We start from the raw sequence: 12,706 nt of genomic DNA on the forward strand, positions 1-12,706 counted from the left end.
GCGATGACCCGCCTGACCATCGACGAGGCGCAGCAGCGCATCCGCCTTTTCCTGACCGGCGACATGGTGGAGGCGCTGCGCGCCGTGGACTATGAATCGCCACCGCTGGCCGACCAGCCGTCCGGCCTGACGCTGGAGGCCGCAAGGCGGGCCGCGGTGCGCTTCAGCCATGTCGAGGGAGCGTCCGACTGCCTGTACCGCGTGGACGCCTTCGACGAATCGCTGGTGATGCGGCTGCAACTGAACGTCCGCCGCTTCGTGGCGATCTATCAGGTGCCGGTCGCCGATCCGGTGGCCAGCGCCACCATCTCCCCGCATTTCGAGCGCTGGGCCATCGGCGCCGGCCACGCCGGCTGGACCATCGGCTGGCGCGACGGCGCCGACCCCTGGCAGCCTGACCGCCGCGTGGTGGAGACCTACTGCTACGCCATGCTGCCCGAGGACTTCCTCGACAACCCGCTGGAGCAGCTCTACTGGCGGACGGACCTCGTGCAGATGACCCGCGCCTTCATGCTGGAGGCCCGCCGCATGGGCATCCGCCTGGCTGTCCCGGAGGGGATGTAGTGCATCCGACATCCCCTCTCCCGCCCCGGGAGAGGGGATCACACGTCAGGCCAGATCGAACAGCAGCACCTCGGCGTTGACCACGCCGTCCAGCGTCAGCGATTCCTCCTTGCTGATCGCGGCGCCGTCGCCTTCCTTCAGGACCGTGCCGTTCAGCCGGACCTGACCACGGGCGACCTGCACCCAGGCGTGGCGGCCCGGACGCAACTCGTGTGTCACGCTGTCGCCCTCGTCCAGAAGCGTGGCGTAGAGGTCCACGTCCTGGTGGATGATCACGCTGCCGTCGCGCCCGTCCTGGGAGCCGACGAGGCGCAGGCGGCCCTGCTTCTCCTCCCGCTCGAAGGCCTTCTGCTCATAGCCGGGGACCATGCCCTCCTCGTTGGGCAGGATCCAGATCTGCAGGAAGTGCACCGGGTCCTTCTTGGACGCGTTGTACTCGCTGTGCCGGATGCCCGACCCGGCGCTCATCCGCTGCACGTCGCCGGGGCGGATGACCGAGCTGGTGCCCAGCGTGTCCTTGTGCTCCAGCGCGCCGTCGAGAACATAGGACACGATCTCCATGTCGGCGTGCCCGTGGGTGGGGAAGCCGGCGCCGGGGATCACGCGGTCGTCATTGATGACGCGCAGCGCGCGGAAGCCCATATGGGCCGGGTCGTAGTAGTGGCCGAACGAGAAGCTGTGCTTGCTGTTCAGCCAGCCCATGTTGACGGCGCCCCGTTCGTCGCGGTTGCGGATCGTGATCATCACTGCTCCTCCTCGTCCTGTGCGAGGCCCTGTGGCCCCTCGTCTGGAGAGGAATGTGCTCCCGTTTCCGCAAAACAACAATTGCCGGAGTTGCGGCTTATCTGTTCCATGAGACGCAACAAACGGCTATCATGCCGGCTCCCTTCAACCAGCTTCGCCGACCGCCATCATGCCCGCCATCATACCCGATGTTTCGCCCCTCCTCCTTGCCATGGACCTGACCGGGATCTTCATCTTCGGGCTGACGGGAGGGACGCTGGCCGTGCGGCACCGTCTGGACATCTTCGGTGTGATGGTGCTGGCGCTGGTGACGGCGCTGGCCGGCGGCGTGCTGCGCGACCTGCTGATCGGGGCGATCCCGCCGGCCACCATGCAGGACGAGCGGTACCTGATCACGGCGCTGGCCTCCGGCCTGTCCGCCTTCTTCTTCCACCCCTTCATCAACCGTCTGGTCAAGCCGGTGATGGTGCTGGACGCGGCCGGTCTGGGCATCTTCGCGGTGGCCGGCTGCGGCAAGGCGCTGGCCTATGGGCTGGGTCCGCTTCCCGCGGTTCTGCTCGGCGTGCTGACCGCCTGCGGCGGCGGGCTGGTGCGCGACGTGCTGGTGGCCGAGGTGCCGCGGGTGCTGCGCGAGGAGATCTACGCGGTGGCGGCCCTGCTGGGTGCGGCGATCGTCATCGCCGGGGCCATGCTGGACCTGCCGAAGGCGCCGGTCGCCATCGCCGGGGCGGCGGCGGCCTTCCTGCTGCGGGTGGTCAGCGTGCTGCGCGGCTGGAGCGCGCCGCGTGCCCCCGGTTCCTGACATTTGCGGTGAACAACCAAAGGCTTCGGCTGTTGGAATGGGCATGAGCGACACCGTGACCGACAACCCGGCCATGAGCCGGTTCGAACTGGACGTGAACGGCCAGACGGTCTTCGCGACCTACCGCCGCCGCGGCACCATCCTGCACATCCCCTACGTGGAGGCGCCGCCGTCCCTGCGTGGCACCGGAGCGGCCGGGCGGCTGCTGGAGGGGGTGATGGCCATCGCCCGCGCCGAGGGGCTGACCATCGTCCCGATCTGCGGCTACGCCGCCAACTGGATGCACCGCCACCGCGAGCATCACGACCTGCTGGCGCGGTAGGTCTCATGACGCTCCCTGCGGCCGTTGCCCGTCCTTCATCGCGAACACCTCCTTGGCCGCGAACAGCCCGTTGAGAGCGGCCGGGAACCCCGCATAGACCGCCATCTGGATGAGGACCTCGACGATCTCGTCGCGGGTCAGCCCGACGTTCAATCCGGCCTCGATGTGCACCTTGAGCTGGGGTGCCGCGTTGCCCATGGCGGCGAGCGCCGCGATGGTGGCGATCTCGCGGGAGCGCAGATCGAGCCCGGGCCGCGAATAGATGTCGCCGAAGGGGAACTCGAACACATAGGTCGCGAAGTCCGGCGCGATGTCGGCAAGCGCCGCCACCACCTTGTGGCCGGCCGCGCCGTCGATTTCGGCGAGCGCCCGTTGCCCGCGCTCAAGCCGGCTTTCTTCGACCCCGGATGCGATGTTGTTCAGGTGTGGCGTCATCGTCAGTCTTCCTCTGTTCCGTTTCGACGTAACCGTCGATCTTGGTATCGAGGACGAGAAGACAGGCGTTCAGGTCATCGACCTGGGCACGCACACGCTCGCGGTGCTGCTCCAGCAAGGCCCGCCGTTCCGCTTCGGTGCCTGCGCCCTCCTCGCGCAGCGCCGCGTAGCGGAGCATGTCGCGGATCGGCATACCGGTCGTCTTCAGGCGGCCGAGAAACTCGATCCAGGTCAGGATCGAGGCGTCGTAATCGCGGTGGCGGGACTGGTTCCGGTCGGCGTAGGGCAGCAGTCCGATCCGCTCATAGTAGCGGATGGTGTGGGCCGTCAGCCCCGAACGTCTCGCAAGGTCTCCGATCTTCATGCGCATCTGCTTCTCATCACGATGCACGGGACGCTACGGGTTCGAGCGCGCTCTAAGTCAAGAGGGATTCCGCCATCGCGGCCGCCGAGGCGTCACAGGCCGAGATAGGCCTGCTTGACCGCGGGATCGGCCAGCAGCTCCTCGCCCGTGCCGGCCAGAACGACGCGCCCGTTCTCCAGCACATAGGCGCGTTGTGCCAACTTCAGCGAGGCGGCGACGTTCTGCTCCACCAGGATGATCGTCATGCCCTCGGCGGCCAGCGCGCGGATGGTGCGGAACAACTCCTGCACCATGGTCGGGGAGAGGCCGAGCGACGGCTCGTCAAACATGATCAGGTCGGGCTTGCCCATCAGGCAGCGCCCGATGGCCAGCATCTGCTGCTCACCGCCCGACAGCGTGCCAGCGGCCTGCTCCAACCGCTCGTTCAAGCGGGGGAAGAGGGTCAGCACGCGCTCGAACGTGTCCTTCGCCCCGGCGCGGGCGCGCGGGATGACGGCGCCCATTTCGAGATTCTCGCGGATGCTGAGCGTCGGGAAGATCTGCCGCCCCTCCGCCACCTGCCCGATGCCGAGGTCGCAGACGACGTGGCTGGGCAGGCCGGCGATGTCCTTGCCGCGGAAGCGGATGGTGCCGCGCGCCGGCTTCAGGATGCCGGAGATGGTGCGGATCAGCGAGGTCTTGCCCGCCCCGTTGGCGCCGACGATGGCGGTCGTCGTGCCCTCCGCCACCGCAATGGACACGCCGTCGAGCGCCTGGGCGTCGCCGTAGAAGAGGTCGAGGTCGGATACGGTCAGCATGCGGGGTCTTGCGTCGTGGCGGCCTTGGGAGAAGGGCCGCCACCTTAGCGCAGGCGCCGCCGGAACCGAACGGCTTTTACTTCAGGAAGAACAGGACGCTCATCGCCAAGCCCACGGCGATGATGCCCGCGCGCAGGATGCGCGACGGGATCTTGCGCCCAACCCGCGCCCCGACATAGCCGCCGGCCACCGCCGCGATGGTCATGAGCGCGGCGTAGGACCACTCCACCGCCCCGCCGACCGCGTAGGCGGCGACCGCGATGGCGGTCAGCACGGCGGAGAACAGGTTCTTCAGCGCGTTCATGGCGTTCAGGTTGGTCATCCCGAACAGGCTCAACTGCGCCAGCAGCAGGATGCCGAGGCCGCCGTTGAAATAGCCGCCATAGACCGACACCACGAACAGCGTGGCGAGCATCGCCCCGGTCCCATGCAGCCCCACCGCCCGCAGCCGGGCCGCCAGCATGCCGCCGAAGGCGAACAGCGCAGTGGCGACCAGCAGCAGCCAGGGCACGATGCTGCGGAACACCGAATCCGGGGTCACCAGCAGCAGCGCCGCCCCGATCAGCCCGCCGGTCAGGCTGACCACCGACAGCGTGACCAGCCCGACCCCGCCCACCGGCTCCAGGTCGTGGCGGTAGCCGTAGACGCCGCTGGCGTAGCCGGGCAGCAGCGCCACCGTACCGGTGGCGTTCGCCGCCACCGGCGGCACCCCGGCGTAGATCAGCGCGGGAAGAGTGAGAAAGCTGCCGCCGCCGGCGACCGCGTTCATCGCCCCGGCCAGGAAGGCCGCGGCGAGCAGGAGCAGGGATGTCGTCACCATCGTTCAGGTCGTTGTCTTTTCTTGTTGTTTGTTTCTCCCCTCGCCCCTCTGGGGAGAGGGTTAGGGTGAGGGGGCGCCCGTAGGGCGTCCAAGCACTGCAATGAGGAAGCGTTATCGGACTACCCCCGCCCCCGCAGCTCGCGCCGGATGATCTTGCCCGTGGTCGTCATCGGCAGGCTGTCCACGAACTCCACGGCGCGCGGGTACTCGTGGGCGGCGAGGCGGGTCTTCACATGGGCCTGGATCTCCGCCGCCAGTTCGTCGCTGGGGCGGACGCCGTCCTGGAGGACGATGAAGGCCTTCACGATCTCGGTGCGCAGGGGGTCGGGCACGCCGACCACGGCGGCCATGCGGACGGCGGGGTGGCCGATCAGGCAATCCTCGATCTCGCCGGGGCCGATGCGGTAGCCCGCCGACGTGATCACGTCGTCGTCCCGCCCGACGAAGCGGATGTAGCCGTCGGCGTCCAGCTCGCCCTGGTCGCCGGTGACCAGCCAGTCGCCGATGAACTTCGCGGCGGTGGCCTCCGGGTTGTTCCAGTATTGCAGGAACATCACCGGGTCCGGGCGGTGCACGGCGATCAGCCCCAATTCACCGGGGGCGAGGCGGTTGCCCTGCCCGTCGATCACCGCCACGTCGTGGCCGGGCGCCGGGCGACCCATGACGCCGGGCTTGGGCGGCATGACCTTGGCGCAGGAGGACACGATCATGTTGCACTCGGTCTGGCCGTAGAACTCGTTGATGGTCAGCCCGAAGGTCTGGCGGCCCCAGTCGAGAAGCTCGGCCCCCAGCGTCTCGCCGCCGCTGGCGACGGAGCGCATGCTGTAATTCCAGCGCGTCTGCGGGTCCTTGACCGCGCGCATCATCTTCAGCGCGGTCGGCGGCAGGAAGGCGTTGCGCACCTGGAAGTCGGCGATCAGACGGAAGGCCTCCTCCGCGTCGAACTTCTCGAAGCGGTGGGAGACCACGGTCACGCCGTGGTGCCAGGCGGGCATCAGCACATCGAGCAACCCACCGATCCACGCCCAGTCCGCCGGGGTCCAGATGCGGTCGCCCGGCTGCGGGAACAGGTCGTGGGAAATCTCCACCCCCGGCAGATGGCCGAGCAGCACCCGATGCGCGTGCAGCGCGCCCTTGGGCTGGCCGGTTGTGCCGGAGGTGTAGATGATCACCGCCGGGTCGTCCGCCGCGGTGTCCACCGGCGTGAAATCCTCCGGCGCCGCATTGACCAGCGCGTGCCAGTCCAACTCGCCCTCCCCGGCCTCGTCGATGCGCAGGACGAGTTTCAGTTCGGGCAGGCGATCGCGGATCTGGGAGATCTTGGCCGCACCCACGGCGTCGGTCACCACCGCCCGCGCCCCGCAATTGCCGAGCCGGTATTCCAGCGCCTCCACCCCGAACAGCGAGAAGAGGGGAACGGCGACCCCGCCCATCTTGTAGACGGCGACGTGGCTGACCGCGGTCTCCGGTGCCTGGGGCAGCAGGATGCCCACCCGGTCGCCGCGCGCCACCCCATGGGCGGCCAGCGCGTTGGCCAGGCGGTTCGACAGGCGGCGGATGTCGGCGAAGCTGTAGGTCTCCACCCCGCCATCGCGGCGCTTGTGGATCAGGGCGGTGCGGTCCGGATCGCGCTCCGCCCACTTGTCGCAGACGTCCACGCCGATGTTGTAACGCTCCGGCACCGACCAGACGAATCGGTCGCGCAGGCCCTCGTAGCTGTCCGCTTCCGGCAGCATGCTTTTCCTCCCGTCAGGTTCTTGCCGGCCGCTTGGACGCGGCCATTTGGTTTCATCATAGGGGCAACGGCGGCGGTCCGTCACGCGGACGGAATAGTTTGCGGGGCTGCCATGTTCATCAGCACAGGTTCCGTTCCGTGGGGTTCGAGATGAAGGCCAAGGGGATCGTTGCGGTTGTGTTGTCCGTGGGCCTGCTGGCCGGCTGCGCCAGCCCCTATGGCTATGGGTATGGCGCCGGGTATGGTGGTGGCGGGTACGGAGCCAACTATGGCGGCGGCTACGCCCCCGGTTACGGCAACAAGGCGACGGCGGGCACATTGCTCGGCGGCGTGGCCGGCGGCCTCGCCGGGTCGCGCTTCGGCGGCGGCACGGGCAAGCTGGTGGCGGTCGGCATCGGCACGTTGCTCGGCGCCGCGCTGGGCAACGCCGCCGGCCAGTCGATGGACCGCGCCGACCTGATGTACGCGCAGCAGGCGGCGGGGCAAGCCTACATGGCGCCAACCGGCGCCACCGTGCAGTGGAACAACCCGCAGACCGGCAACTGGGGCACCTACACCCCGACCCGCGACGGCACCGGCCCCTATGGCGAGCTGTGCCGGGAGTTCCAGACCAGCATCGTGGTCGGCGGGCAGCTTCAGCAGGGCTATGGCACCGCCTGCCGCCAGTCGGACGGAAGCTGGCGCATGGTGAGCTGACGCGCGCTCTTCAGCCATGCGGTGAAATGCTCTACACAAGCCAGCATGGCGACGATCAAGGACGTGCTGGCCGCGGCGCTGGCCCATCATCAGGCCGGGCGGCTGGCGCAGGCCGCCGCCGGCTATCAGGCCGTCCTCGACACGCTGCCCGACCATCCCGACGCGCTGCATCTGCTGGGCGTCGTCTACCTCCAGGCCGGACATCCGGCGGAGGCCGCGCCGCGCATCCGCGCCGCCATCCGCGCCGACGTGACCGTGGCCGACTATCACGACAATCTGGGCAGCGCGCTGCGCGCCCTGGACCGCGTCGCGGAGGCGGCCGATGCCCACCGCGCGGCGATCCGCCTGCGCCCGGCCTTCGCCCAGGCCCATTACAACCTCGGCAACGCGCTGGACCGGCTGGGTCGGCTGGAGGAGGCGGCGGACGCCTACCGGCAGGCCGCCGCGTTGCGCCCCGGCTACGCGCGGGCGCGCTTCAACCTCGGCAACACGCTGACGGCGCTCGGCCGGCTGGCCGAGGCGGACGACGCCTTCCGCGCCGCCCTGACCGACGATCCCGGATTCGGGGAGGCGCACGCCAACCGGGCCTCGCTGATGTTGCAACGCGGCCGGGCGGCGGAGGCGGAGCGGGCCTTGCGCCGGGCGTTGGCCTTGCGCCCCGACCACGCCACGGCGCTCGCCAACCTGTCGGCCGCCTTGCTGGCCCTCGACGCCCCCGCCGACGCCGAGCGGGCGGCCCGCCGCGCCGAATCCGCGCGCCCGGACTTCGCGGAGGCCGCGCTGCGCCGGGGCGACGCGCTGCAAAAGCACAACCGTCTGGCCGAGGCCGGCCGCGCCTACGCCCGGGCCGCCGCCCTGTGCCCCGATCTGGCGGAGGCTTACGCGAATCTCGCGCTGGTACGCCAGACGCAGGGCGATCTGGATGCTGCTGAGGCCGGCTACCGCCGCGCCCTGGCCCTGCGGCCCGATCTGGCCGAGGTGCGCTCCAACCTCGCCTATCTGGAGCTGTTCCGGCCCGGCGTGACGCTGGCCCGCGTGCTGGAGGCGCACCGCGGCTGGGACGCTGTGCACGGCGCACCGTTGCGGCCCGAATGGGCGCCGCGCGCCCCCGCGGGGAGGGACGGCACCCGGCCTCTGCGCGTCGGCATCCTGTCCGGCGACTTCCGCCGCCACCCGGCGGGCCAGTTCGCGGTGCGGGCGGTCGAAGCGCTGCCGGAGTTCGGCGTCGAGCTGACCCTCTACGCCAACCAGATGGAGGCGGACGACCTCACCGATCGCTTCCGCGCCGCAGCAGCGCGCTGGGTGCCGGTCGCCGACCGGACCGACGCTGAACTTGCAACAGTGATCCGCGACGACCGGCTGGACGCGCTGATCGACCTCGCCGGGCACAACGCCCGCGGTCGGCTGGGCGTCTTCGCGCGCAAGCCGGCGCCGGTCCAGGTGGCGTGGTCCGGCTACATGGCGACCACCGGGCTCGCCGCCATGGACGCGCTGGTCGCCGACGCCCACCATGTGCCGGAGGGGGCGGAGCGCTTCTACAGCGAGCGCATCCTGCGCATGCCCGGCGCCTTCATCGCCTACGACCCGCCGCCGGACGCGCCGGAGCCCGGACCGCCGCCCTGCCTGTCCGGCGAGCCGGTCACCTTCGGCGTCTTCAACATCCTGACCAAGCTGACCGACGAGGTCCTCACCACATGGGCCGCCCTGCTCGCCCGCGTGCCCGAGTCGCGCCTGCTGCTGAAGACCAAGGCGCTGTCCTGCCCGGAAACCGCCGCCCAGTGGCGCGGGCGGCTGGCCGCGGCGGGCATCGCGCCGGAGCGGCTGATCCTGGCCGGAGCCACCGGCAGCCGGGAGCATATGGGCTGGTGCGCCCGCGTCGACGTGGCGCTTGACCCCTTCCCCTTCGCCGGCAGCACGACGACGCTGGAGACGCTGTGGATGGGCGTGCCGGTCGTCACCCTGCCCGGCGAGATCTTCTCCAGCCGCCATTCCCTGGCTTTTCTGAGCGTGGCGGGGGTCGAAGGCTGCGTCGCCCGCAACCCGGCGGACTATGTGGATCGCGCCGCCGGCTGGGCCGCCGACCCGGCGCGGCTGGCGGACTTGCGCCGGACCCTGCGCCCGCGCATGGCGGCCGGACCGCTCTGCGACGGGCGGCGCCTTGCCGAAGCCCTGGCAAAGGCGCTGCGGGACCTGCCGCAACGCACCTAGCCTTTCTGGATAGGACGCCCCCAACTCCTAAATTAGGGGTTGTTTGCCCTCCGAATTTTCGTCACATGTTGTATATCAGATTCATCAAGGGTCGTGACGCCCAGGGGGTCCTGGATGCTGAACCTTTCGGCTGTCCGCACGGCCATCGAGGACGTGGAGCAAGCCATCGCCGCGATGCTGGCGCCGGAAACGCTGGCCGCCAAGACGGTCGCCACCAACCGGCGGGCGCTGGCGCGCCTTTACACCGCCTATGCCCAGGGCGTTCTCAAGCGGCACGGCATCGCCGTGGATCTGGACGACATCTGCGGTCAATGCTGCCGCGACTGCCCGGATGGACGCTGCGCCCGGCTTCCCTGCTGACTCACTTGTCCCCGATGAAGCGGACCCAGGGGAAATCCAGAACGTCGAACCAGCGCACCCGCGGCCCTTCCCCCCACCATTCCAGCGCGTCGAGCACCGCGAAGGGCGCGGCCTGATCCAGCATCCAGAATCCACGCCCCTCCCGCAGAAAGGCCCCAATGTAGGCCGCGGTCAAGGCGAGGAAGGCACGGCCCCGCGGGGTCGGCTGGAACCCAGCGAAGCAGACGGTGATCTCCCGCGTCGGGCCGCGCCAGCGGGCGTCGCGCAACAGCCCGACGTCGGCCCCCTCCAGCAGCGCCGCCAGATCATTCAGCCCCCCGGCCAGCGCGCAGTCGGCATCCAGATGCAGCAGGGGCCGTCCCCAGCGCGCCATGAGCTGGTGCCAGCGCAGGAAGCGGATGCAGGCGTAGTAGGTGGTCCGCCGGTGGTCGTCCCAGCCGGTGAAGTCCACCTCTTCCCAGCTGTAGCCCAACGGCAGGCGTTCCCGCCGCCGGGCGAGGTCGGCCAGAGTCTCCGGCGAGGGATTCACCACATGGACATGGACCGCCACGCTCTCCGCTTGCGCCTCCACCGAATCAAGCAGGCCGGTGGCAAAGCGCCGGTAATAGCCGTCGTCGCAGGACACCACCAGCAGCGGCCCGCTCCCAGCGGGCGGCTCGGCCGGCAGTTCCAGCGGCGGGAAGGCGCCGAGCAGGGCGTCGGCGTCGGGCAGACCCTCCAGCGCGCGGCGCCCGGCCCGCACCATCGACCACAGGCGCAGCTCGAAATCCGCCGCCACCTCCGCCGCCGTGAAGCGCCGGGAAACGCGCCGCATGAAGCGGCTGGCGAGATCCGTCCGCCCCCGCCGGTAGAAGCGGTAGGCGACCACGGCCGCCGCCCGCGTGTCGCGCGGGTTCCGGCGCAGGACCGTCAGGGCGGTGCGGGCGGTGCGGTCCAGCAGCCATTCCGGCGCCTGCCCAGCCTGGACGAGCGCCAGCGCCGTCCCAATCAGCGCGTCCGCCGCCGCCCCGTGCTGCGGATCGGCGGCCAGGGCGCAAATCAGGGCGCCGACCGCGCGCTCCACCCGTTCCGGGTCGAGGCGCCGGGCGTGCGACAGCGGGCGGTCCAGCCCGGCGTCGGCCAGCGCGCTCACCGCGGCGTTGTGCAGCGCATCGGGATGAGCGGGCGCCAGGGCCACCGCCTGCCGGCGCAGCCGCGCCGCGTCCTCCGGCCGGCCCAGCGCGGCCAAGGCGTTGGCGCGGTTGATGCGCGCTTCCGCGAAGTCCGGGCGCCGAGCCAGCGCCTGGGCGAAGGCCGCCGCCGCACCCGCCGCGTCCCCGCGCTCCAGCCGCAGCGAGCCCAGCGTGAAGGTGACTTGGACGTCCGCCGGGTCGAGCGCCGCCGTGCGGGCGAAGACGCGCTCCGCCGCGTCGGACTGCCCCGCCGCGCGCAGGGTCCGCGCCAGATTGCCGAGGAAATCCGCGTCGCCGGGCAGCAATGCCACGGCGCGGCGCAGCAGCGGCAGCGCCGCGCTAAGGCGGCCGCTCTGGCTTTCCAGGACGCCCAGCAGGTGAAGCGCGTCGGAATGGCCCGGCTGGCTGCGCAGGATGCTATGATAGAGCGGCCGGGCCGCGTCCAGCCGGCCCGCCTGATGATGGCCGACCGCGGCGGCCAGGGCATCCCGAAGAGTCACCATGCCGCCTGTCTACACGCGCCGCCGCGCCGGAGTCCATGCGGTGCCGCAACGGCGGCGCTGGTTTGTTGCGAAGGAGAGACCATGGCCGACCGGCCGCTCGTCAGCGTCATCACGCCAAGCTGGGGACGGGAAGCCTTCCTGCCGCTGTGCCACGCCCGCGTGCTGTCGCAGACCGTCCCCGACATCGAGTGGCTGGTGTTCGACGACAGCCCGCGCCCGTCCGCCTATCTCCAGCCGCTCGCCGGGCCGCGGCTGAAGTATTTCTATTCGCCGCGCCGCTACGCCATCGGGGAGAAGCGCAACATCCTGGCCGAGCACGCGCGCGGCGCGATCATCGTCCATTTCGACGACGACGACTTCTACGCGCCCACCTATGTGGAGCGGATGCTCGGCTGGCTGGAGGCGGGGCACGACGCGGTGACCCTGTCCGGCTGGTTCCTGCACAGCGCGGTGCACCGGACCTTCGGCTATTGGGACACGGCGCGCGGCGGCTCGCATCACCGCTGGGGGCGGACGACCCGGTCCTATGTGGAGGCGCCGGAGACGCCGCCGTCCGACGACAATGTGCTGGGCTACGGCTTCTCCTACGCCTACCGGCGGTCGGTGTGGGAGGCGGTGCGCTTCCCGCCGGTCAACGCCTGCGAGGACGCGCCCTTCATGAAGGCGGCGCGGGAGCGCTTCCGGGTCGCCGCCTTTCCGGACGCCGAGGGGCTGTGCCTGCACACCCTGCACACCCGCAGCACCAGCCTGTGCCTGCCCCAATACGAATTGCCGCCCCTGCTGCTGGAGCGTTTGTTCGGAACGGAGATCACGGTTTACACGGGGGTTGGGGTGGGTCAGACCTGAACGTCGAGATACATGCCGCGGCGGTAATTGCGCGGCAGCGTCAGGATGCCGTTGACCAGAAGGCTGGCCAGTTCGCGGACGCTGGGGATGCGCTGGCGCCCGCCGCCGACCTGCTCCGCCCGGTTGCGGACGCCGACCGCGCCGGGCGACGCGACGCGCCCGCCCCCGACCTCGGAGCGGATCGGTTCGTTGGAGCGGTCACCGGTGCGTCGCGTTTCAACCATGGCCGAAATGGTACCGCAAAGGCCGCCCCACCGGCAAGGCGGAGGCGGCGCGGTCCATCCGTTGTCGCGCGGAGGCGATGGCTCCGTTCCAGCCCCAGCTCAAGCACTCGACGT

Annotated in this window: 15 protein-coding genes; 7 read left to right on the forward strand and 8 right to left on the reverse strand. The window is 70.5% G+C overall.

Going from position 1 to position 12,706, the window contains the following annotated elements:
- The first annotated feature begins 3 nt into the window (after nt 1-3).
- Nucleotides 4-564, forward strand: coding sequence for a hypothetical protein (locus tag ACWPXE_RS06250; protein WP_040134496.1), 561 nt, complete (start codon nt 4-6; stop codon nt 562-564).
- Between the two features lie 45 nt (nt 565-609).
- On the opposite strand, the gene ACWPXE_RS06255 is transcribed toward ACWPXE_RS06250, so the two are convergent.
- Nucleotides 610-1,308 carry a pirin family protein gene (locus tag ACWPXE_RS06255; protein WP_454017108.1) on the reverse strand — a complete coding sequence of 233 codons (699 nt, stop codon included), beginning with the start codon at nt 1,306-1,308 and terminating at the stop codon, nt 610-612.
- Nucleotides 1,309-1,477: 169 nt separating this feature from the next.
- On the opposite strand from ACWPXE_RS06255, the gene ACWPXE_RS06260 reads away from it, so the two are divergent.
- Together ACWPXE_RS06260 and ACWPXE_RS06265 are read left to right on the forward strand one after the other, a co-directional pair.
- Nucleotides 1,478-2,110 (forward strand): trimeric intracellular cation channel family protein, encoded by a 633-nt coding sequence (locus tag ACWPXE_RS06260; protein WP_454017109.1) that lies wholly within the window; start codon nt 1,478-1,480, stop codon nt 2,108-2,110.
- 43 nt (nt 2,111-2,153) lie between these two features.
- On the forward strand, nt 2,154-2,432 hold the full coding sequence (locus tag ACWPXE_RS06265) for a GNAT family N-acetyltransferase (RefSeq protein WP_035678432.1): 279 nt from the start codon (nt 2,154-2,156) through the stop codon (nt 2,430-2,432).
- A 3-nt stretch (nt 2,433-2,435) separates the two neighbouring features.
- Here ACWPXE_RS06265 and ACWPXE_RS06270 read toward each other — a convergent pair whose 3' ends face one another.
- The 5 genes from ACWPXE_RS06270 to ACWPXE_RS06290 form a co-directional block, all read right to left on the reverse strand.
- On the reverse strand, nt 2,436-2,867 hold the full coding sequence (locus tag ACWPXE_RS06270) for a carboxymuconolactone decarboxylase family protein (protein WP_454017110.1): 432 nt from the start codon (nt 2,865-2,867) through the stop codon (nt 2,436-2,438).
- Nucleotides 2,815-3,237 carry a MerR family transcriptional regulator gene (locus tag ACWPXE_RS06275; protein ID WP_454017111.1) on the reverse strand — a complete coding sequence of 141 codons (423 nt, stop codon included), beginning with the start codon at nt 3,235-3,237 and terminating at the stop codon, nt 2,815-2,817. Before ACWPXE_RS06275 ends, ACWPXE_RS06270 begins: the two co-directional genes overlap by 53 nt.
- Nucleotides 3,238-3,323: 86 nt before the next feature.
- Nucleotides 3,324-4,028 carry an ABC transporter ATP-binding protein gene (locus ACWPXE_RS06280; RefSeq protein ID WP_174439638.1) on the reverse strand — a complete coding sequence of 235 codons (705 nt, stop codon included), beginning with the start codon at nt 4,026-4,028 and terminating at the stop codon, nt 3,324-3,326.
- A 76-nt stretch (nt 4,029-4,104) separates the two neighbouring features.
- Nucleotides 4,105-4,848, reverse strand: a complete 744-nt coding sequence (locus ACWPXE_RS06285) for a sulfite exporter TauE/SafE family protein (RefSeq protein WP_454017112.1) — start codon at nt 4,846-4,848, stop codon at nt 4,105-4,107.
- A gap of 119 nt (nt 4,849-4,967) precedes the next feature.
- A complete protein-coding gene (locus ACWPXE_RS06290) occupies nt 4,968-6,584 on the reverse strand; it encodes an acyl-CoA synthetase (RefSeq protein ID WP_454017113.1) in 1,617 nt (538 codons plus the stop codon).
- A 137-nt stretch (nt 6,585-6,721) separates the two neighbouring features.
- On the opposite strand from ACWPXE_RS06290, the gene ACWPXE_RS06295 reads away from it, so the two are divergent.
- The 3 genes from ACWPXE_RS06295 to ACWPXE_RS06305 all read left to right on the forward strand — a co-directional run bounded on the left by ACWPXE_RS06295 (nt 6,722) and on the right by ACWPXE_RS06305 (nt 9,847).
- On the forward strand, nt 6,722-7,279 hold the full coding sequence (locus ACWPXE_RS06295; protein ID WP_454017114.1) for an RT0821/Lpp0805 family surface protein: 558 nt from the start codon (nt 6,722-6,724) through the stop codon (nt 7,277-7,279).
- A 45-nt stretch (nt 7,280-7,324) separates the two neighbouring features.
- On the forward strand, nt 7,325-9,487 hold the full coding sequence (locus tag ACWPXE_RS06300) for an O-linked N-acetylglucosamine transferase, SPINDLY family protein (protein ID WP_454017115.1): 2,163 nt from the start codon (nt 7,325-7,327) through the stop codon (nt 9,485-9,487).
- Between the two features lie 114 nt (nt 9,488-9,601).
- On the forward strand, nt 9,602-9,847 hold the full coding sequence (locus ACWPXE_RS06305) for a hypothetical protein (RefSeq protein WP_035678382.1): 246 nt from the start codon (nt 9,602-9,604) through the stop codon (nt 9,845-9,847).
- Nucleotide 9,848: 1 nt separating this feature from the next.
- Here the strand turns inward: ACWPXE_RS06305 and ACWPXE_RS06310 are convergent, their stop codons facing one another.
- Nucleotides 9,849-11,522 (reverse strand): tetratricopeptide repeat protein, encoded by a 1,674-nt coding sequence (locus ACWPXE_RS06310; protein WP_454017116.1) that lies wholly within the window; start codon nt 11,520-11,522, stop codon nt 9,849-9,851.
- Between the two features lie 81 nt (nt 11,523-11,603).
- Here ACWPXE_RS06310 and ACWPXE_RS06315 point away from each other — a divergent pair, with 81 nt between their 5' ends.
- The gene (locus ACWPXE_RS06315) at nt 11,604-12,368 is read left to right on the forward strand and encodes a glycosyltransferase family 2 protein (protein ID WP_454017117.1); all 765 of its coding nucleotides are present in this window, start codon (nt 11,604-11,606) and stop codon (nt 12,366-12,368) included.
- Here the strand turns inward: ACWPXE_RS06315 and ACWPXE_RS06320 are convergent.
- Nucleotides 12,359-12,592, reverse strand: a complete 234-nt coding sequence (locus ACWPXE_RS06320; protein WP_035678364.1) for a hypothetical protein — start codon at nt 12,590-12,592, stop codon at nt 12,359-12,361. The two genes, ACWPXE_RS06315 and ACWPXE_RS06320, sit on opposite strands and share 10 nt — an antisense overlap.
- Between the last annotated feature and the right edge of the window lie 114 nt (nt 12,593-12,706).

The sequence above is a fragment of the Azospirillum sp. Marseille-Q6669 genome, from assembly GCF_965111635.1.

Excerpts from the sequence above, each read along its gene's own strand:
- ACWPXE_RS06250 (WP_040134496.1), top strand. The coding sequence starts at position 4 with ATGACCCGCCTGACCATCGACGAGGCGCAGCAGCGCATCCGCCTTTTC.
- ACWPXE_RS06255 (WP_454017108.1), bottom strand. The coding sequence starts at position 1,308 with ATGATCACGATCCGCAACCGCGACGAACGGGGCGCCGTCAACATGGGC.
- ACWPXE_RS06260 (WP_454017109.1), top strand. The coding sequence starts at position 1,478 with ATGCCCGCCATCATACCCGATGTTTCGCCCCTCCTCCTTGCCATGGAC.
- ACWPXE_RS06265 (WP_035678432.1), top strand. The coding sequence starts at position 2,154 with ATGAGCGACACCGTGACCGACAACCCGGCCATGAGCCGGTTCGAACTG.
- ACWPXE_RS06270 (WP_454017110.1), bottom strand. The coding sequence starts at position 2,867 with ATGACGCCACACCTGAACAACATCGCATCCGGGGTCGAAGAAAGCCGG.
- ACWPXE_RS06275 (WP_454017111.1), bottom strand. The coding sequence starts at position 3,237 with ATGCGCATGAAGATCGGAGACCTTGCGAGACGTTCGGGGCTGACGGCC.
- ACWPXE_RS06280 (WP_174439638.1), bottom strand. The coding sequence starts at position 4,028 with ATGCTGACCGTATCCGACCTCGACCTCTTCTACGGCGACGCCCAGGCG.
- ACWPXE_RS06285 (WP_454017112.1), bottom strand. The coding sequence starts at position 4,848 with ATGGTGACGACATCCCTGCTCCTGCTCGCCGCGGCCTTCCTGGCCGGG.
- ACWPXE_RS06290 (WP_454017113.1), bottom strand. The coding sequence starts at position 6,584 with ATGCTGCCGGAAGCGGACAGCTACGAGGGCCTGCGCGACCGATTCGTC.
- ACWPXE_RS06300 (WP_454017115.1), top strand. The coding sequence starts at position 7,325 with ATGGCGACGATCAAGGACGTGCTGGCCGCGGCGCTGGCCCATCATCAG.
- ACWPXE_RS06305 (WP_035678382.1), top strand. The coding sequence starts at position 9,602 with ATGCTGAACCTTTCGGCTGTCCGCACGGCCATCGAGGACGTGGAGCAA.
- ACWPXE_RS06310 (WP_454017116.1), bottom strand. The coding sequence starts at position 11,522 with ATGGTGACTCTTCGGGATGCCCTGGCCGCCGCGGTCGGCCATCATCAG.
- ACWPXE_RS06315 (WP_454017117.1), top strand. The coding sequence starts at position 11,604 with ATGGCCGACCGGCCGCTCGTCAGCGTCATCACGCCAAGCTGGGGACGG.
- ACWPXE_RS06320 (WP_035678364.1), bottom strand. The coding sequence starts at position 12,592 with ATGGTTGAAACGCGACGCACCGGTGACCGCTCCAACGAACCGATCCGC.